7 protein-coding genes are annotated in these 20,604 nt (G+C 63.9%); 1 reads left to right on the top strand and 6 read right to left on the bottom strand.

Annotation, left to right across the window (positions count from 1 at the left end):
• Positions 1-152 precede the first annotated feature (152 nt).
• The 6 genes from RFM98_RS13755 to RFM98_RS13730 all read right to left on the bottom strand — a co-directional run bounded on the left by RFM98_RS13755 (position 153) and on the right by RFM98_RS13730 (position 14,796).
• Entirely contained in the window at positions 153-2,357 is a 2,205-nt protein-coding gene (locus RFM98_RS13755) for a dipeptide ABC transporter ATP-binding protein (protein WP_320309382.1), read from the bottom strand.
• Positions 2,358-2,462: 105 nt separating this feature from the next.
• Positions 2,463-3,620 (bottom strand): ABC transporter permease, encoded by a 1,158-nt coding sequence (locus RFM98_RS13750; RefSeq protein ID WP_320309381.1) that lies wholly within the window; start codon positions 3,618-3,620, stop codon positions 2,463-2,465.
• 11 nt (positions 3,621-3,631) lie between these two features.
• Positions 3,632-4,666, bottom strand: a complete 1,035-nt coding sequence (locus RFM98_RS13745) for an ABC transporter permease (protein WP_320212534.1) — start codon at positions 4,664-4,666, stop codon at positions 3,632-3,634.
• A 219-nt stretch (positions 4,667-4,885) separates the two neighbouring features.
• Positions 4,886-6,538: an ABC transporter substrate-binding protein gene (locus RFM98_RS13740; protein WP_320309380.1), complete on the bottom strand. Its 1,653-nt coding sequence runs from the start codon at positions 6,536-6,538 to the stop codon at positions 4,886-4,888.
• 276 nt (positions 6,539-6,814) lie between these two features.
• Entirely contained in the window at positions 6,815-12,865 is a 6,051-nt protein-coding gene (locus RFM98_RS13735; RefSeq protein ID WP_320309379.1) for a translocation/assembly module TamB domain-containing protein, read from the bottom strand.
• 2 nt (positions 12,866-12,867) lie between these two features.
• A complete protein-coding gene (locus RFM98_RS13730; protein WP_320309378.1) occupies positions 12,868-14,796 on the bottom strand; it encodes an autotransporter assembly complex protein TamA in 1,929 nt (642 codons plus the stop codon).
• Positions 14,797-15,073: 277 nt separating this feature from the next.
• Between RFM98_RS13730 and RFM98_RS13725 the strand changes: the two genes are divergently transcribed.
• Positions 15,074-20,554 carry an alpha-2-macroglobulin family protein gene (locus tag RFM98_RS13725; protein WP_320309377.1) on the top strand — a complete coding sequence of 1,827 codons (5,481 nt, stop codon included), beginning with the start codon at positions 15,074-15,076 and terminating at the stop codon, positions 20,552-20,554.
• Positions 20,555-20,604: the final 50 nt, after the last annotated feature.

Raw genomic sequence — 20,604 nt, 5'->3', positions numbered from 1 at the left:
ATACGCTCCATTGCGCATCAAACATCACGCATCACATAAGGCAATGGTCCCTGATGTTCAAGCGAACTCGGTCTTGTAATGCCGTGATACAGATGAGATGTGACGACGCTACCGAGGCAATACGTCAACAGACTTCGTTGCGTCTATGCGTGTCAACTCGGCTTCTTGCCACCCGGACGCTGCGGCGGCGTACCGGTAAAGCCCGGTCCCGAGCCGTGCGGAGCATCTTCCGGCACGCCTTCATGCGCGGCATGTTCCTTGTCGAACTTGATGACCGGCTCCATCTTGGCCAGCACCTCGTCCGAGAGCCAGCACAGGCTCATATGGCCGTCGCCGAGATTCTTCACCGGCGGCACTTTCGTCTCGCACAGATTGTCCGGCACCAGCTTCTTGTAGCCGCAGCGCGTCTGGAACGGGCAGCCGGTCGGCGGGTTCATCGCCGAGGGGATGTCGCCTTCGAGCACGATATGTTTCTTGACCACGCTGGTGTCGGCGATCGGGATCGCCGAAAGCAGCGCCTCGGTATAGGGATGGTAGGGCGGCGAGAATATCTGGTCGGTCGTGCCCTGCTCGACGATGTAGCCGAGATACATGACGACGACGCGGTCGGCGATGTAGCGCACCACAGACAGATCGTGGCTGATGAACAGCATCGTCGTCTTGTTCTTGCGCTGGATGTCCATCAACAGCTCGGTCACCGCCGCCTGCACCGAGACGTCGAGTGCCGAGACCGGCTCGTCGGCCACCACCACCTTGGCATCGCCGGCGAAGGCGCGCGCCACGCCGATGCGCTGCTTCTGGCCGCCCGAAAGCTGGCGCGGCTTGCGGGTTTCGAAGGCCCGCGGCAGCTTCACCAGGTCGAGCAGCTCCAGCATGCGCTGGCGCCGCTCGGCGACATTCTTGCCGACATTGAACTTTTCCAGCGTGCGGATGATCTGCGAGCCGACGGAATGGCTGGGGTTTAGCGTGTCGAACGGGTTCTGGAACACCATCTGGATCGACGACACCGTATCGACGCCGCGTTTCTCGATGCCTGTCGACTGGATTTCCTTGTTGGCCAGGCTCACGGTGCCGGAGCTGGCGGTCTCCAGACCAAGCAGCACCTTGGCCAGGGTCGACTTTCCGCAACCGGACTCCCCGACGATCGCCACCGTCTCGGATTCGCGCGCGGTGAACGAGATCGTCTCGTTGGCTTTGACGACGCGGCCCTCGCTGGAGCCGAACACTTCGCTGCCGCCGACCTTGTAGTATTTCTTGAGGTCCTGGATTTTCAGGACCGGCGCGCCGGGCTCGACCTTTTCATTGACCTTCTTGGCGCCGGGCGGCAGCGCCTCCCAGTCGATCTCGTTGAAGCGCACGCAGCGCGAGAAGTGCCCCTCATGGCCGTCGACCGGAACCATCGGGATTTCGGCGGCGTTGCAGACCCCCTCCACGAAATGGTGGCAGCGCGGCCCGAAATTGCAGCCCTTCGGCCGCTCATGCGGCAGCGGCAACTGGCCGGGGATGGAGATCAGCGGCCGCGAGTTCTTGTCGGCGCCGGGCAGCGGGATCGAGCGGAACAGCCCTTGCGTGTAGGGATGGCGCATCCGGTCGAACACGTCCTTGATCTTGCCGGTCTCGACCGCCTCGCCGGAATACATCACCGTGATCTTGTCGCAGGTCTCAAGGATGAGGCCAAGATTGTGCGACACGAAGATCATCGAGGTGCCGAACTTCTCGCCCAGCCCCTTGACCAGTTCCACGATGCCGGCCTCGACGGTGACGTCGAGCGCGGTGGTCGGCTCGTCGAGCAGAAGCAGTGCCGGCTTGGACAGCAGCGCCATGGCGATGACGATGCGCTGCTGCTGGCCGCCGGAAAGCTGATGCGGATAGGAGCGCATCATGCGCTCGGGATCGGGCAGCTTCACCGCGCGCACCATCTCCAGCGCGCGGCTATGCGCCTCTTCCTTCGACACCTTGTCGTGGATCAGCGGCACTTCCATCAACTGCTGGCCGATCTTCATCGCCGGATTGAGGCTCGCCATCGGCTCCTGGTAGATCATGGCGATCTTGTTGCCGCGGATGGCGCGCAACTCCTCCTCGGAGAGTTCGCCCATGTCCTTGCCCTGGAACTTGATGCGCCCGCCAACGATCTTCCCGATGTTGGAGAGGTCGCGCATGATGCCGAGCGACACGGTCGACTTGCCGCAGCCGGACTCGCCGACGATGCCCATCGCCTCGCCGGGCATGACCGTGCAGGAAAAGTCCATCACGGCCGGTATTTCGCCCTTGCGGGTGAAGAAGGAGATCGAGAGGTTCTCGATCTCGATGATCGGCCCATTGGTCGGCTTGGCTGGATCTCGAACTGCCTCGTTCATGGGTCGCTCCAATCCTTGGTCTTTGGTTTGAGCGTGATCTTGTCCGAAAACCGGGTTCCACTTTTCGGGATCATGCTCCGGCAAGTAGGGCCTTCGACCCCGCCATCAATCCTTCATCGACTGTTCACGCAGCGAATCCGCCAACAGGTTCAGCCCCAGCACGAACGACATCAGCGCGATCGTCGGCGGCAGCGCCGGGTGGATGAAGGAACGCAGCAGGCGGCTGGCATCCTTGATCGCGGTGCCCCAGTCGGGGCTTTCAGGAGCCAGGCCCAGGCCGAAATAACCGAGCGTTCCGAGCAGGATCGTCGTGTAACCGATGCGCAGGCAGGCATCGACGATCAGCGGACCGCGTGCATTGGGCAGGATCTCCCACAGCATGATGTACCAGGGCGATTCACCGCGCGTCTGCGCCGCTGCCACATAGTCGCGCGTCTTGATGTCCATGGTCAAGCCGCGCACGATGCGGAACACGCCGGGGCTTGAGGCGAACACCACCGCCACGAAGATGTTGAGCTGGTTGGGATCGATGTGGACGATCTTGAACGGATCCTTGTCGAAGACCAGGCCGGCATAGATCCAGCCGCCGACGACGAGCGTGATACCGAGCAGGATATAGAGGCGGTCCGGCCGGTTCTTGAAGCGGGTCCAGAACAACACGCTGAAGAAGATGATCGGGAACAGAAAGAACAACCCCGCCATCGCATAGGGGATCGGCGTGTCCATGATGCCCGGCGTCACCAGCAGGTAGAACAAAAGGATCACCGGGAAGGCCAGCACCAGATTGGCCAGGAACGACAGCAGCGTGTCGATCTTGCCGCCATAGTAGCCGGCCGGGAGGCCGAGCGTGATGCCGACCATCAGCGCGAATCCGGTGGCGGCCGGCGCGATGATCAGCACGATCTGGCTGCCATAGACCATGCGCGAGAACACGTCGCGGGCGAGCTTGTCGCCGCCGAAATAGTAGACCAGCTTCGACGCCGGCTCGATCGCGCCGGGCAGCGTGTCCTTCATCACCGAGACCTGCGCCAGCGGGTCGAAGGGCGAGATGGTGGAAGCGAAAATCGCCGTGAACAGCCAGAACAGGCAGATGAAGACCCCGGCAATGCCGACGCCGCTGTCGAAGAGCTGGCCGTAGAGGCCAAGCCGCTTCTTGTAGGTAAAGCTGGCGCCCATCACCAGGATGAGCCCGGCCCATACCGGCCAGAAGCGCCAGAGCACGCCGATAACGATGTCGAAGGCGTTGATATATTCGGTTTGCATCGGCTTGCCCCCTACTGAACCCTGATACGCGGATTGAGAAACGCGTAGCCGACATCCGAGATGAGCTGGGTGATCAGCACGATGAACACCGAGACCAGCGAGCAGCCGAGCAGAAGATCGATGTCGTTGTTGCCGGCGGCCTCGACGAGCGTGTAGCCAAAACCCTGGTAGCGGAACATCACCTCGACGATGACGACGCCGGTGAGCAGCCACGGGAACTGCAGCATGATGACGGTGAATGGCGCAATCAGCGCGTTGCGCAACGCATGCTTGACGACCACGCCGCCGAAGGAGAGGCCCTTGAGGCGCGCGGTACGGATATATTGCTGCGTCATCACCTCGACCATCGAGGCGCGCGTCATGCGCGCGATGTAGCCGATGCCGTAGATGGCCAGCGTCATCACCGGCAGCGTGAAATTGTAGAAGGTGATGCCCTGGCTTGCCGAGGCCGCGGAGCCGTTCAGCCAGCCGAGCCATGAGGCGAAGATGACGGTGAAGATGACGCCCGACACGTATTCAGGCGTCGCCGTCGAGGCGATAGAAGCGACTGACAGCGTGCGGTCGGTGCGCGAGCCCTCGCGCATGCCGGCAAGTATCCCGACCAGCAGCGAGATCGGCACCATGACCAGCAGGACGCAGAGCATCAAGATGCCCGTGGCGCTCAGCGCTGGAAAGAGCTTCGACGCGACTGTGGTCTTGAACTTGGTCGAGCAGCCGAAATCGCCTTGCAGGATGCCCGAGAAGGTCGGCACGACCGGGTCATTGCAGAAAGAGAAGCGCTGCGCCGGCTTTCCGGTTGCCGGATCGGTGATCGGTTGCTTAGGCAGGACACCCAGCCACTGGCCGTAACGCACGAAGAAATTCTGCCGGTAGCCATGGCCGACCAACCAGTTTTCGAGCTGGTCGGCCGACGTGTGCATTTCGGTCTGGCTGATCGCCAGCTTCTTCAGATTGGGACCGAGATTGATCAGGAAGAAGACGATCAGCGTCAGGCACAGCATCGTCAGCGCCATGGTGCCGAGACGTCTCAATATGAAAGAAAGCATGGCGGGCCCCTGCCGACGGGTTGGGGGAGCCTGCTTACGCAACCATCCCGCCGCGAGGCGGAGCAAGCCGGCAAACAGACCTTCGAATGCGATCAACCCTGTTTATTGCATGACCCCGCTCGATGAGTCCGCAACTTTTTTGCTGCAGCGGCTCTCCGGTTCCAGGTCATGCAGGAAGGGGACAAAGGGGCGGAACGCCCCTTTGTCCGTTCGCTCAGATCAGGCCTGGTCGAGCCAGACCTTGCCGTAGTCGTGCTCGTAGGTCGGGTGCATCTTATAGTTCTGAACCGCCTTGACCGAGTGGCTGTAGAGCTTGCGCCAGTAGGGCTGGATGATGATGCCGGCATCCTGCAGGGTCTGCTCGATGTCTTTCATCATCTCTTTGCGCTTGGCGGCGTCGGCGACAGCGAGCGCGGCATTGAGCTTTTTGTCCCAGTCCGGATTCGACCATGCGGTCTCGTTCCAGGCTTCGCCGGTGCGGTAGCCAATCGCAAGAACCTGCACGCCGAGCGGCCGCATGTTCCAGTTGGTCATCGACAGCGGATACTTCGTCCAGTCGTTCCAGAAGGTCGAGCCAGGAAGCACGGTGCGCTTTACCTTGATGCCGGCGTCGCGGAGCTGGGCGGCGATCGCGTCGCCGGTGTTCTTGTGCCAGTCCTCGTCGACCGTGATCAGCTCGTGCTCGAAATCGGCCTGACCGGCTTCCGCCATCAGGGCCTTAGCCTTGGCGGCGTCCCGCTTGATCTTCGGCAGCTCGAAGTATTCCGGATGGATCGGTGCCACATGATGGTTCTCGGCGACCGTGCCGGCATTGCCGTAACCGAGCTGCAGGACGACAGCATTGTCGACGCCCAGCTGCAGCGCCTGACGAACCTTCTGGTTGTCATAGGGCTTGTTGTTGACGTTGGTCCGGCAGACGATGGTAGCGGCCGTCACAACCTCGGATTTCACCAGGTCCATACCGTCGAGGATCGACACATAGTCGGCCGAGGTTTCGAAGTTGGTGTGCACCTCACCGGCCTCGAAGGCGCTCACCATGGCTCCCGGGTCGGTGCCGTAGTCAATGAATTCGACGCCGTCGAGGAACACCTCGCCATCCCACCACTTGTTGTCGGCGCGGCGCTTGTAGACCACTTTCTGACCGACGTCGTAGGAGACAAGCTCGAACGGGCCGGTACCGATCGGACAGGCTTTGAAATCCCCGCCCTTCTCGTCGAAGCTCTTGTGGACGATCAGGCCAGGATAGTCGCACATGTTCGGGATCAGAGCGATGTCCGGCTTGCCGAGTTTCAGCTTGACGGTCATGTCGTCCACTTTGGTCACGGCGCTCTCGTCGAGCTTGTCGTCCTTGACCAGCGTGCCGAGGCGGCCGGGCATCGAGTTGCCCTCGGCCTTCTTGTCGCCCCAGCGCTTGAGGTTGAAGATGACGTCGTCGGCGGTGAAGGCATCGCCGTTCGACCAGGTCACGCCCTTGCGCACATGCAGCGTGTATTCGGTCGCGTCATCGTTCACGTCCCAGCTTTCCAGCAGGTAGGGGCGGAAGGTGTATTCGGTGGTGTACTTGACCAGCGGTTCGAGCGCCTGGCGCTCGGCGTCGGCGATTTCCGACCAGTCGGCCTTGCGCGGATCCTTGGGATCCTTGACCCACTGAGCGACCTTAAGCGTGCCGCCCTTCTTGCCCTGCACGTCCTCGGCCCTGGCCGGGGTCGGATCGGCGAGGCCGAGCAGGCCATACGCCATTGCAGTCGAGGCGCCGAAGACGCTGGCCAGAGCCAGGAATTCGCGGCGGTCCATCTGGCCTGACTTGGCTTCTTCGGCCAAGGCCAGGATGTGATCGGGAACGCGATCACCATTGCTTTTATAGATTGCCATGACTAACTCCCATTGTTGGCTTTCCGCCTTTTAACATTCCGCATCCAGACCGCATTGTCAAAGACGGCGTGGAGTAGGAACATGTTTAGGGAATGTGCATCTTTGAGTGCAACCCGGTTCGCGCGATAGCGACAGTCTTGGCGCAAATTTGCTAGCGCGACGCGGATTTCCCAAAAAATCGCTGCGGGCGATTAAATCAATACATTTTATAAGGATAAGGGGCCTGTGCCCGCGGCGAGCAGCCCATTCGGCAGGCCTGGGAAGGACCGCGCAGCCTTAATATTCGCGCTCGTAAAACACGCCGCCCTTTGCTTCGCCAGCGTCATTGGCCTCGCCGCGCAGCTTCACGCCGCGACCGACATTGAGGTCGATCGTCGCCTTGCCGGAGCCCGGCTTGTCGCCCTTTTGGATCGTCACATAGGTCCGGTCGTTAAGGTACTTGCCGGCTGAAACCGCGGTGCCGCCCTTCTCGTCCGTCGTCACGTCGAGATCGTCGACGCCGATGGCGCTTTGCAGGCTCTCGAGCAGCGAGGTCGAACCGCCGACGCCTGCCAGCTGCGCGGCCGCGCTCGCAAGTTGCGCGATTTGCAGCGGCGACAGCTTGGACATGGATTGACCGAAGATGAGCTGTGCCAGCACCTCGTCCTGGGGCAGCGCCGGCACGGAGGAGAAAGTAAACTTCGGATTGGTCGCCTCGCCCGACACGACGATCGTCACCGTGGCGCTGCTGGTCGTCGTGGTCGCAGTCATGTTGAGGTAGGGCACCAGCGAACCCTGGAACCCGACCGTGCCCTCGGTGAAGGTCAGCCGCTTGGCAAGGATGGTCAACCGTCCGCGCTGCAGCTTGAAAGTGCCGACCGCCTGCGGTGCCGAGGCCGGCCCCGTCAACTTCAGCGAGCCGCCAAGCTCGGCATCGACGCCCCTGCCCTGGATGAAGATCTGGTTCGGCGCGTTGACCGTCACATCGAGGGCGAGGCCGCTGCCGCTGTTGCCACCGCCGGATGTCGGCGGGCGCAGCGCTTTGTCCTGCGCCCGCACCGCGCTGGGCGCGTTCTTGTGCTTGACGTCCAAAGCCGAGAGCGAGGCCGGCAGCTTGTCCGGGACGGTGATGACCGTCCTCCCCAGATTGACCGTGCCGGCAACCACCGGCGCCGAAACCAGCGGTCCCTTGATGGTCAGGTCGCCGCCGAGATTGGCGGTTACGACCCGGCCGTCGGTATAGCGGCCATCGGTGAGCTTGATCGAGAGATCGGCAGGGAAGCCTTGCGCCGGATTGATGCCGACCGTGCCGCTCGCCGACAGGCTTCCGCGCGTCGACAGCGTTCCGGTCAGACGGTTTATCCTGGCGACGCCGCCGCCGATCGAAACGTCCGCGGCGATGTCGTTGACTGCCAGGCCGGAACGCGCGTCGACCAGGCGCGCGCCGGTGGTGTTGACCGTTCCACCGATCACCGGCGACGACGCCGGACCGCGCACCTGCACGTTGACATTGGCCGTTCCGGTCAGTCCAAGCCCTTGCGCGGCGAGTTTCGAGGCAAGGAAGGAGAATGGCACCTTGCCGTTGAAGTCGAGCACCAGCGCCGGCGTGCCCGCCGTCGTCACCGAGCCGCCGCCCTTGAGGCCGAGGCCGGCGCCGTCGCTGATGTTGGCGTCGAAACCAAGCTTATTGCCGGCAAAGCTTCCCGACGAGGATACGTTCATGCCGCCCAGCCCCGCACCGCGCGTCTGCGAGGTCTGCACGCCGGAGGCATCGATGTTGAAGGCGACCGACGGGCTTGCCGGGGCGCCCGTCACCTTGACCGTGCCCGAGATCGAGCCCGCCGCGTCGAGACCCGGCGAAAAACTGTTGGCGAGCGAGATCGGCACCCTGGCGAGATTGGCGTTGATGTCGAGCGCTTGCGCGACCTTGCCTGTCACCGTCGCCGTGCCACCGCCAAGGTTGAGCACCAGGCGGTCGAGCGTTGTGACGCCGTTGGCGATGGTCACGGTCGAGGCCTGTGCGACCGCGGCCTTGATGCCCTGCACCGTCGCCTGGCCCGACGCGAGCTCGATGGTCGTCGTGCCGTTGGCGACCTTCACACGGCCGGCCGCCTTGGCCGGAATGTTCTTGACGGTGGCGCCGCCTGAGAAGCCGGTCCAGTCGCCGTCCCGCTTGAGGTCGACATCGATGCCGGTGATGGCGGTGCCGCCCGAAGTGACGCTCTCGGCGCGCACCGTGCCGGCGATGACCGGTGCTGCCATATAGTTGGCGATCTGCGCGTCGATGGCGACATTCCTGGCGGAGAGATCGCCGCGCTTGATCTCCGAGGTGTTCGCCTTGATCGCGACATTCGGCCCGTTGGCCGCCTTGGTAAAAGCGATCGTGCCGCGCACATTGCCCTCGGCCTTTTCCAGCGCCAGCGCGGCGAGCGGCCCTATATCGGGCAGGTCGAGCGTAACGGTGCCGACCGGCACGAAGGCATCGTCGAGGGCGAGATCGCCGGAAATCTTGTTCGGGCCGAGCGACAGCAAAAGCCCGTTGATCGCGCGGCTGCCATCGGTCGTGGCGAGCACCGCGCTGCCCTGCAGGTTCTGGCCGGCGACATTGCCGGTGAGCTCGACATTGGCCGCCGGATTGGCGGCATCGGCCTTGCCGCTGGCCGTAAGCTTCAGCCCGGTGATCTCGCGCGCCGCCACCGAGAGCCGGTCGCTGCTCACTGTCATCGACAGGTCGGGCGCGGTGACCGGGCCTTGCGCATTCAGGGCAAAGGCTATGGCACCCTTGGCGTCCTTCGAGAGCCCTGAAACGTCGCTCAACGCACCTCGGATCCCGGCGGCCAGCTTGCTGTCGGCAAGGCTCGCCTGCCCGTCGGCGCTGAGCGCGCCCGAATTCAGCTTCAGGCCGTCGACATTGACGTTGCCGTTGGCATCGCGCTTCAGCGCGGCGCTCAACTGCGCGGTTTCGCCAAGCATGCCGCGCACCGCCGCCGGCAAGGCGGAAGAGGCAACATCGGCCTTCAGATTGAGGTCGACCGCGCCGTCACCCAGCGATATCCGGCCCACGACCTGGCTGTTGAGCGCATCGCTCTTCAGGGACCCGCTGTTGACGGCGACGGAATCGGTCGTCAGGCGGCCATTGACCTTGGCCGTGACCTTGCCGGCGATCAGCGGCGCGATCATGGGATTGTCGAGGCCGATCCTGTCCACCGACACCGTGCCGGAAACCGGACCTGCCCGCCCCTTGAGGTCGAAGGCATCCGAATGCAGCATCAATGTCAGTCCGTCCACCGTCGCCTGGCTGGCGGCGATGGAAGGTAGAATCGCGGAGACATCCAGCCGTGCTTGCGTGCTTTCGCCCGCCATCTTTGCCGACAAGGACTGGACCGCGATCTTGACCGGGCTCTCGGCGCTGCCGACCGTCAACGGCAGGCTGGGTCCGGATGATGTAAGGTCGAGGGAGAAATCGCTGGCGCCGTTAGGGTTTAGGGTACCGGCGGCCTTGCCTGAAATCCCTTTGCCCGAAAGCGTGGCGTGGTCCAGGGCCACGCCACCCGCCAGCGTATAGCTGCCGGCAGCATCCAGATCCAGCGGTCCGAGCCCCGCCTGGCGGGTCTGGCTGGTTTCGGCGCCCGCCACCTTCGCATTGAACTGCACGTCGGGGTTGGACGACGGACCCGTGACATGTGCCGTGCCCTCCACCGTTCCGGCCCCGTCAAGGCCTGGCATGAAATCATTGGCGAGCGCGACCGGCAGGTTGGCGAGGTTGGCCGTCAGGTCGAGGGTCTGACCGGCGCTGCCGGAAACGGTCGCCGAGCCGCCGCCGAGATTGAGCGCGAGCTTCTCGATTGTGGTGACGCCATTGGCGATGGAGACGCTGGAAGGCTCGGCGATCGCCGCCTTGATGCCGCGCACCGTCGCCTCGCCGGAAGCGATTTCCACGCTTGTCGTGCCGTTGGCGATCTTCACCCGCCCGGTGGCGGTAGCCGGAATGCCGGACGCCGTGGCGCCGCCGGTAAAGTTGGTCCAGTCGCCGTCGCGCTTCAAATCGATGCCGATGCCGCTGATGACCGTGCTGCCGGAGGTCACGCTGTCGGCCTTGATCGAGCCCGAGATCGCCGGCCCCTTCAGGTAGTTGGCGATCAGCGCGTTGACGGTGATGGCTTTTGCCGCCAGCTCGCCACGCGCGATCGACGTGCTGGCCGCATTGATGGTGACGGTCGGCGCCTCGCCTTCCTTGGCGAAAGCGATCGTGCCGTTGATATCGCCGGTCGCGGTCTGATTTGCGAGCGCCGCGAGCGGTCCGATATCGGGCACGGCAAGCGTCAGCGTGCCGAGCGGCAGGAATTTGTCGTCGAGCGAGAGATCGCCCGAAACCTTGTTGTCGCCGAGCGCCAGGCTGAGACCCCTGATCGAGCGCTTGCCGTCCGCCGTGACCAGCGAAGCCCCGATATCGAGCGCTTGCCCCTCGGCACTGCCGGTCAGCGAGATTTCGGCCGACGGATTGGCGATGTCGGCCTTGCCCTTGGCCGAAAGTTTGATGTCCTTCACCGTGCGGCCGGCCGCCGTCAGACTGGCACTGTCGGCCGAAACGGAGAAATCCGGCGCCCAGCGCGGACCGCTAGCCGTCAGCGCGAAATTCACTCCGCCGGCAAGCGGTGTGCCGGCGAGCGACGACAGCGACGAGACATCGCCCAGCGTGCCTTTCACATCCGCCTGAATGTCCGAGCCTTGCGCGCTGGCCGTGCCGCTGGCGCTGAGCGAGCCGGAGGTGAGTTCCAGCGAATTGGCGGCGAACGCGCCCTGTGGATCGCGGGTCGCGGTCGCCGAAAACTTCACCCGCTCGCCAAGCAGCGAGCTGATTTGCGGCGGCAATGCTTTCGAGACGGCGTCGGCGTTCATCTTCAGCGTCATCGACAGATCGGCCAGCGCCACATTTGCCGTCAGCCCGGCATTGAGCGCATCGCTGCGCAAGGTGCCTTTCTCGATGGCCACCGTCTCGCGGCTGATCGTGCCGGAAAGATCGGCGGCGAGCTTGCCGGTCACCAGCGGCGCCAGCGTGGCGACGTCGGTCTTCAGGCCGGCGGCCCCGAGCTTGATGCTGACCGGCCCGCTGCGGTTTTCGATATCGAAGCCGTCGGAATGGATCTCGCCTGTAATATTGTTGAGCTGGGTGCCGCCGACAGCCACCGAGGTGAGGGACGTAGCGATATCGACCATCGGCGCCTTGCCGTCGCCGAAGGCGCGCACAGTTGCCTTTTCGACCGCAACCAGGATGGAAACAGCGCTGTTACCGACATCAATGGTGACCGGCTTGTCCTTGGCGGAGAGCTCGACGGCGAGGTCGCTGGCGCCCTTCGGGTCGACATTGCCGGTTGCTGTCCCGTGCACCGCGTCGCTCTCTATGGTGGCGCGCTCTATATCGACCCCGCCAGACGTGGTCGCCGTTCCGGCGAGGTCGAAGTTCGTCTTGCCGGCAAACAGCGACTTTATCTTCTCCGGCAGGAAACCTTCGAACTGGCCGTCGCCCTTGGCCTCGATGCGGTGGCCCTTGTCGGTGAGTTGGTGCCGACCGGTCAGCTGGCTGATGATCTGGCCGTCGACCATGAAGGTGCCGACGCCGCTCCAGTTGGCTAAAGGCCCGCTGCCGGAAACGACGATGTTGACGGGCGGCGCATCCGGCAGCTTGAGCAGGTTGGCGATGATGCCGCCGGCCGGCTCCGACGCCTTGAGATCGAGGTCGAGCTTGTTGTCGGCCGGCGCAAAATGGATCTTCGCGTCGACATTGCCCTGCTTGCCGTCATGGCGGGTGACGTTGAGCACGCTCTCGATCGCCAGCGGCGACGGATCGGCCTTGAGCGAGCCCTTGGCGGCAAGTTCGGCGATGCCGCTGCCGGCAAGCTCCTGTCCGAGCGCGATCTCGGGCAGGTCGATCTCCCTGACATCGATCGACACCGGCAGGCTCGTCGAGCCACCCTGCGCCGGCTGCTGGCCTGGCTGCGGCAGCCGCGCCAGTTCGATGCGCTCGGCGGCAAAGCGGTCGGCATTGAAATTCCAGGAGAGCAGCGCCATCGGCGACCAGTCGAGCGCCACCTTGCGCACCACCATCCACGGACCGGCGCGGTCTTCCAGCACAACATGGTCGAGCCTGAGCGCGCCGGACCAGATGCCTTCGATGCCGCTGACCGTCACCTTGCGGTCCTCGTTCGAAGCCATCTTCGAAATCAGGCCGGCGAGGTTTTGGCGGCCGCCTTCGGTGCCGGTCAAGACGACAAGCGCGCCGATCGCCACCACTAGCAGCACGAGCAGCGTGTAGAGGCAGATGCGGAGGATGCGCCAGGCTATCTTCATCGTCAGAACGCCTGACCGATGCCGGCATAGATGCCGAAACGCGGATCGCCCGGATCGCGGTTGAGCGGCAGGGCCGCGTCGATGCGCAGCGGCCCGAACGGCGTGATGTAGCGCAGGCCGACGCCGGCGCCGACCTTCACATTCGAGAAATCGGGGAAGGATCTGGTCGAGACCGTGCCGGCATCGACGAACGGCACGATGCCGATCGTATCGGTGACGCCGATGCGCATCTCTACCGAGGTTTCGAAGAAGGAAAGACCGCCGATCGGCTGGCCGTTGATGTCCTTGGGGCCGATGCCCTGATAGGAATAGCCGCGCACCGAGCCGCCGCCGCCGGAATAGAAGCGCCGGTCGGCCGGCACGTTCTGCAGGCCAGTGCCGACGATCGAACCGAGCGTTGCGCGCTCGGCGAGCACGAACCTGCTTGCCGTATCCAGCGACTGGTAGGTGTAGCCCTCGCCCTTCAGCTTCAGGAAGGCCGCGCCGTTCAGTATGTCGTAGCTCGGCTCGGCATAGGCGAGGAAGCGGAACCCTCTGGTCGGGTTGAGCTTGTTGTCACGGCTGTCATAGACATATTGCAGCGGCACGCTGGCGATCAGATAGGTATGCTTGCCGAAGGCGTCGGTGATCTTGGAATAATCGAGGTCGAGTTCGGCCGAGACCCGCTGCTTCTTGTCGAGGTCATAGGAAACGCCGACGTCGCCCTTGACCGAGAAATGGTCATAGGCATCGGGGTGTTCGAACACCGTCTTGATGCCGGTGAAGAATTTCGACGTCGGCCCGAGCACGCCCGGCTTCTCGAACATGACGCCGGCATTGTAGTTGAGCGCGGAAATGCTGTTGCTGCCGATGCCGCTGATGGAGCCGTCGATACGCAGCTTCTCGGCCTGGCCGAACAGGTTGCGGTGTCCCCAATAGCCTTCGAGCCCCAGGCCTTCCGTGTTCGAAAACGTGCCGCCGATGCCGAAATAGCGCGGCTTGCGCTCGCTGACCTGGACATCGATCGGGATGTTGCCGTTGGCGTCGAGGCTGTCGCCTTCCTTGATGGTCACGCTGTTGAAGACTTCGAGCCCGAGCAACCGGTCGCGCGCATCGTCGATTTCCTGCGGCGAATATTGCTGACCCCGCTTCAGCCCGGTCATGTATTGGGTGAAGTCGCGATCGACCTTTTCGGTGCCCTCGACCGTCGTGTCGCCATAGCCGGCGACCGGGCCGGCCGCCACCGTCAGCGTGACGTCCAGCGTCGTGCTGGCGTGCTCGGCGACGATCTCGCGGTCTGTAACCTTGGCAAGCGGCCTGCCCTCGTCCTTCAGCGCCCGCACGATCAGAGCTTCGGCCTTGAGCACGGCACCTGAGCCGGCATCGCCGCCGGCGATCAGCCCGAAGTCGGCGCTTGCCAACCCGGCCGCATCACCCTTCAGCCGGATGTTGCCAAGCGTGAATTTCGCTCCGGCTGCAACGCTCACGACCACAGGAATAGGCTGAGGACCCTTGAACTCGGCATCCGGCGGCAACTCGTCGATCGACTTGCCATCGATCGTAATAGTCACCACGCCTTCGTAGCGGGCATCGGCATAAAGCGCGGCGACGAGTTGTTCGCGGTCGCCGCGCGCTTTGGCCATCAGGCCGAGCGATCCGGACACCGGATGATCCTCGTCATTTTTCAGCGCCGAGGCGTTTTCAAGCTTCTTGACCAGATCCTTGTCGGCATCCGGGGCATCGATGGTCACGGAATAGCGCAGCGGATCGACGATATCGGCATCCTCGTCCTTGGACGAGCCCCAAAGCTTGATGCCGAAAATCTCGAAAGCCGCAGCCTTCCGTACCTCGCCCGCCAGCATGGTCGAGCAGACGAGCGCGAAAAGCAGGGCGCGCGGAAGCCCGCGCCCTGGCGCGTACCCTCCTGACATCTGCTTTTCATGCGCCTGCATTTAAGACAACCTAATCGACAAAACTAAAATTGGAATGAAGTTCCGAAACGTTCGTAAAGGGGCCACAATCCAATTGTCTGAAATAGACCGGGCTTGGAATTCACACCTTTTGCATTTTCGCAAGAAAGTGTGATCCGTCTCACAGAGGTTCTGTCGAAATACCGGCCTTTGGCCGGAATGGAAACCGTTCGCGGGTGATAAACCTGCGGCGCTCCGGCGTTGACAAGCCTGTCTGAGCTTGATCATGCCTGGACGCTGGCAATGTCTGGAGGGTGATGTGGCAATGCGCGCGGCTCGTGGTCTCTCTTTCCTTCTCCTTATCTTTTTCGCCTTGAACGGGGTGGCACTTGCGGCCGAAGCCCGGAGAATCGCAACCACCGACAATGCCGACTATTTCGGTTTCGATCTCCGGTCGGAGCAAAATGTCAGCCTGGACCAGTGCAAGACCACCTGCCTCGGCGATGCCGCCTGCCGCGCCTTCACCTACAACACCAAGGCCAAATGGTGTTTTCTCAAATCCGACTATAATCAGCTCAAATCCTTCACCGGCGCAGTCGCCGGCAAGGTCGCGAATGTCGATGGCGACCCCGATATCGGCGCCCCGCCGGCGCTGGCCTTCTTCCCGAACTGGATGGTCGATCAGGCCCAGCAGTTCCGCAACAAGCTGACCGATCCGGCCTATGACAAGCCGACGGAAGGGCTTTCCGCCCTGCAGGCCGCCGCTGAGCAGGCAGCACTGACCGGCGACCATCGCCTTGCCATGCAGAAATATCAGGCCGCGGTGTCGGTGCTGCCCGATGACGGCGCGCTGTGGCTGGCGCTGGCGCGCGAGACGCTTGCCGTGCAGCCGGCGTCAAACACCGCCGAACCTTCGACTTTCCCGACGAACATCACCTCAGCGGCCTTCAACGCCTACAGGCTGGTGCGCACCGCAAAGACCCGCGCCGAGGCCCTGGCGCTGCTTGGTGCCGGCCTCGACAAGCGCGACCTGTTCCGCCCATCGCTGCAGGCCTATGAAGCGAGCCTGGCGCTGGTAAACTCGCCGGCCGTCCAGGCCGATTACGCCGACCTCAAGGCGCGCAAGGGGTTCCGCGTCATCGAGCACACCGTCGATGCCGATTCCTCTTCGCCGCGCATCTGCGCCCAGTTTTCCGAGGAACTGGTCAAGACCGGGGTCGATTATTCGCAGTTCGTGACGGTCGACAACGCCGCGCCCAAAGCCGTCGAGGCCAAGGACAAGCAGATCTGCGTCGAGGGTCTGGAGCACGGCCAGCATTATGACGTGACATTCCGCGTCGGCCTGCCGGCGGCGATCGGCGAGACGATCGCCGCCCCCGTCGTGCTGTCGATCTACGTCCAGGACCGCGCCCCCTCCGCCCGTTTCACCGGGGACAGCTTCGTGCTGCCGGCCGGCGCGCGCCGCGGCATTCCGGTCGTCACCGTCAACATGAACGCCGCCAAGATGACGCTCTACCGCATCGGCGATCGTTCGCTGGCACAGCTTCTGTCCGGCTATCAGTTCCTGCGTCAGCTCGACGGCTACGACATTTCCACCATTTCCGACCAGATGGGCGCGCCCGTCTGGTCCGGCACGCTCGAAATCGCCAATGATCTCAACAAGGAGGTGACCACTTCGTTCCCGGTTGATCAGGCGATCCCGCAGCGCAAGCCCGGCGTCTATGTGCTGACCGCGCAGCCGACCGACGACAAGAGCGACGACTATGGTTCGCGCGCCACGCAGTGGTTCGTGGTCTCCGACATCGGCCTTTCCACCTATACCGGCCAGGACGGCCTCAACGTCTTTGCCCGTTCGCTGGGCTCGGCCAAGCCGATTTCGGGCGCCGAATTGACGCTGCTTGCCAAGAACAACGAAATCCTCGGCACGGCGACCACCGACGCCGAGGGCCACGCCGTCTTCAATCCCGGCCTCACCCGCGGCGAAAACGGCATGGTACCGGCGGTGCTGATGGCCAAGCAGGGCGACAGCGACTTCGTCTTCCTCGACATGGGCAAGGCCGGCTTCGATCTGTCGGATCGTGGCGTTGAGGGACGTGCCTCGCCAGGCGCGCTCGACGTCTATGCCTGGACGGAGCGCGGCATCTACCGCGCCGGCGAGGACGTGCATGTCGCCGCCCTTGCCCGCGACGGCGCCGCCAAGGCGGTCGAGAACCTGCCGCTGACTTTCATCTTCACGCGTCCCGACGGCGTCGAGAACCGCCGCATCGTCAGCAATGGTGAGTCAGCCGGCGGCCACGCCGTCGACCTGCCGCTCGAGGCCAATGCCATGCGCGGCACCTGGACGGTGTCGATCTATACCGATCCCAAGCAGGCGGCCGTCGCCAGCCAGATGTTCCTGGTCGAAGATTTTGTGCCCGATCGCATCGAATTCGATCTGACCTCGGATAAGAAGGAGGTCGCCCAGGGCGAGACCGCCAACGCCACGGTCGATGGCCGCTTCCTCTACGGCGCGCCGGCCGCGGGCCTTGCGCTCGAAGGCGAGATGACGTTGTCGACCACAAGCAGCTGGGACAGCTTCAAGGATTTCACCTTCGGCCTGGCCGACGAGCAGTCGAGCGAGCCGACCGTGACGCCTTTCACCAACCTTCCCGTGGTCGGCGATGACGGCAAGGCGACCTTCCCGGTCACCATCGACCAGTTGCCGTCGACCACCAAGCTGGTCAATGCCAAGGTCACCGTGCGCATGCGCGAGGCCGGCGGCCGCGCCGTCGAGCACTCGCTCGACATCGGCGTTCGCCCGCAACATGATGTCATCGGCATCCGCCCGGATTTCGAGGGCGATGAGGTGCCGCAAGGCGGAACCGCCAAACTCAGCATCATCGCCGTCGACCCGAACGGCAAGCGCGAAGACCTGAAGGGCGCCCAGTGGTCGCTGGTCAAGGTCGAGCGCAATTATCAGTGGTACCATTCCAACAATTCCTGGAACTATGAAGCGGTGAGCCTCACCAAGGCCGTTGCCAATGGCGCGGTCGACCTGAAGGCTGATGGCGAGGCGACCGTATCGCTGCCCGTCGACTGGGGCCGCTATCGGCTCGAGGTCGAGACCGCCGATCCGGATGGTCCGGCGACCAGCTATGAGTTCGATGCCGGCTGGTATGTCGCCTCCACGACCACCGAGACGCCCGACGGGCTGGAGATCGCGCTCGACAAGGATACCTACGCCGCCGGCGAAGTCGCCAAGCTGAAGGTCTCGCCGCATTTTTCCGGCGAACTTCTGGTCACCATCGGCGCCGAAAAGCTGTTGAAGACCGTCACCGCTTCGGTGCCGGCCGGCGGCAGCACCGTCGACATCCCCGTCGGCGACGACTGGGGCGCAGGCGCCTATGTCACGGCAACCTTGTTCCGACCCAGCGACGCGCAGGAATCGCGCATGCCGGCCCGCGCCATCGGCGTCAAATGGCTGGCGGTCGATCCGGGCTCGAAGAAGCTGGCGGTCACGTTGACGCCGCCGGAAAAGACCCTGCCGCGCCAGCAATTGTCGATCCCGATCGCCGTCAATGGCGCTCAAGCCGGCAGCAACGCCTATGTGATGGTGGCTGCCGTCGATGTAGGCATTCTCAACCTCACCAATTACAAGGCGCCCGATCCTGAGGACTGGTTCTTCGGCCAGCGCATGCTGGGGCTGGAAATCCGCGACCTCTATGGCCGCCTGATCGACGGCTCGCTCGGCACCACCGGCAAGATAAGGACCGGCGGCGACGGCGCCAACATGCAGGCGCAAGGCAGCCCGCCGACCGAAAAGCTGGTCGCCTTCTTCTCCGGCCCGGTCGAGCTCGATGCCAACGGCAAGGCGCGCGTCGACTTCGACATCCCACAGTTCAACGGCACCGTGCGCGTCATGGCGGTCGCCTGGACCAAGGATGCCGTCGGCCATGCTCAGACCGACGTCATCGTCCGCGACCCGGTGGTGATCACCGCCGGCCTGCCGCGCTTCCTGGCGCCGGGCGATGCGGCGACCATGCGCCTCGACATCGCCGATACCGATGGCCCGGCCGGCGACTATGCCCTCTCGGTCACCACGACCGGCGATTTGACGACCGGGGACAAGCCCCTGCCCGAGAAGCTGACTCTCGCCCAGGGCAAGCGGCAGTCGCTCACCTTCCCGCTGGTCGCGAAGACCGCCGGCGACGCCTCGGTCACCGTCAAGCTCGCGCATGCCGATGGCACCGAGGTCGAGCAGACGCTCTACCTGCCGGTGCGCCCGGCGCAGCTCCCGGTCACCAACCGCATGGTTGTCGACCTGAAGCCGCATGGCGGCTCATTGCGCGTCGACAAGGAGTTGCTCGCCGCAAGCGTGCTCGACGGCGCTTCGGTCAGCGTCGGCGTTTCGCAGTCATCCGCGCTCGACGTGCCGTCGCTGCTGATGAGCCTCGACCGCTACCCCTATGGCTGCGCCGAGCAGACAACCAGCCGCGCCATGCCGCTGCTCTATGTCAACGACATGGCCAAGAGCATCGGCATGGAGAACGACCCGGACCTGCACGGCCGCATCCAGGATGCGATCTACAAGGTACTGTCCTATCAGTCGTCAAGCGGCAGCTTCGGCCTTTGGGGTCCGGGCTCCGGCGATCTATGGCTCGATGCTTATGTCAGCGAGTTCCTGACCCGGGCGCGCGAGCAGAAATACGATGTCCCGGCGCTTGCCATGAACCAGGCGCTGAACAACCTGCAGAACTCGCTTGGTTATGACCAGGACGTCCAGGATCGCGGCAGCGAAATCGCCTATGCGCTCTATGTGCTCGCCCGCAACAAGAAAGCCTCGATCGGCGATCTGCGCTACTATGCCGACACGCAGCTCGAAGCCTTCTCCAGCCCGATGGCGGTCGCGCAATTGGCTGCGAGCCTCGCACTCTATGGCGACGCGCAGCGCTCGGAAGCCACCTTCCAGACGGCGCTGCGGCTGGCGCAGTCAGAAACCGACTATGACTACTACCGCTCGGACTACGGCTCGCGGCTGCGTGATGGCGCGGCGATGCTGGCGCTCGCGGCGGAATCGAAGCCGGTGCCCGGCATCATGCCGCAGTTGATCAAGCTGGTGGGAGTGGCACGCGCCGATGCCCGCCGGACGAGCACGCAGGACGAATCCTGGATGCTGCTTGCCGCGAAGGCGCTGAGGGAAGGCAATGATTCCATCATGCTTTCCGTCAACGGCGCGCCGCATTCGGGCGGCTACTCCAACCAGGTCGCCGGCAGCGACCTCGTCGACAGCCCGCTTACCATCGCCAACACCGGCGCGACGCCGTTGCAGGCCGTGGTGACCGCGGTGGCCGCGCCGGTCGAGCCGCTGCCGGCCGGCGGCGACGGTTTCACCATCTCGCGCACCTATTACAAGCTTGACGGCACCGAGGCCAACGTCACCGAGGCGAAGCAGAACGAGCGTTACGTGGTGGTGCTCAAGGTCTATGAGCAGAACAAATGGCCGTCGCGGCTCCTGATCACCGATCTGTTGCCGGCCGGCTTCGAGATCGACAATCCGGGCCTGGTTTCCAGCGCGCAATTGTCGAACTTCTCCTGGCTGGCGCAGACCGACGCCGCGCATCTGGAGTTCCGCAACGACCGCTTCGTCGCCGCCTTCAACCCGAATGAAGGCGACGGCGACCGCAATATCATGCTGGCCTATGTCGTGCGCGCCGTGACGCCGGGCACCTACGCGCATCCGGCGGCGACGGTGGAGGACATGTACCGGCCGCAATACTCAGCCCGCACCGCCACCGGGGTGATGGAGGTGAAAGCCGAGTAGCGATGAAGAGGTCGCGCGTATCTCCCTTCTCCCCGTCGCTAGATGGGAAG

Source organism: Mesorhizobium australafricanum (genome assembly GCF_033977265.1).
GTDB lineage: Bacteria > Pseudomonadota > Alphaproteobacteria > Rhizobiales > Rhizobiaceae > Mesorhizobium > Mesorhizobium australafricanum.
This window is presented reverse-complemented; position numbering and strand designations above follow the sequence as displayed.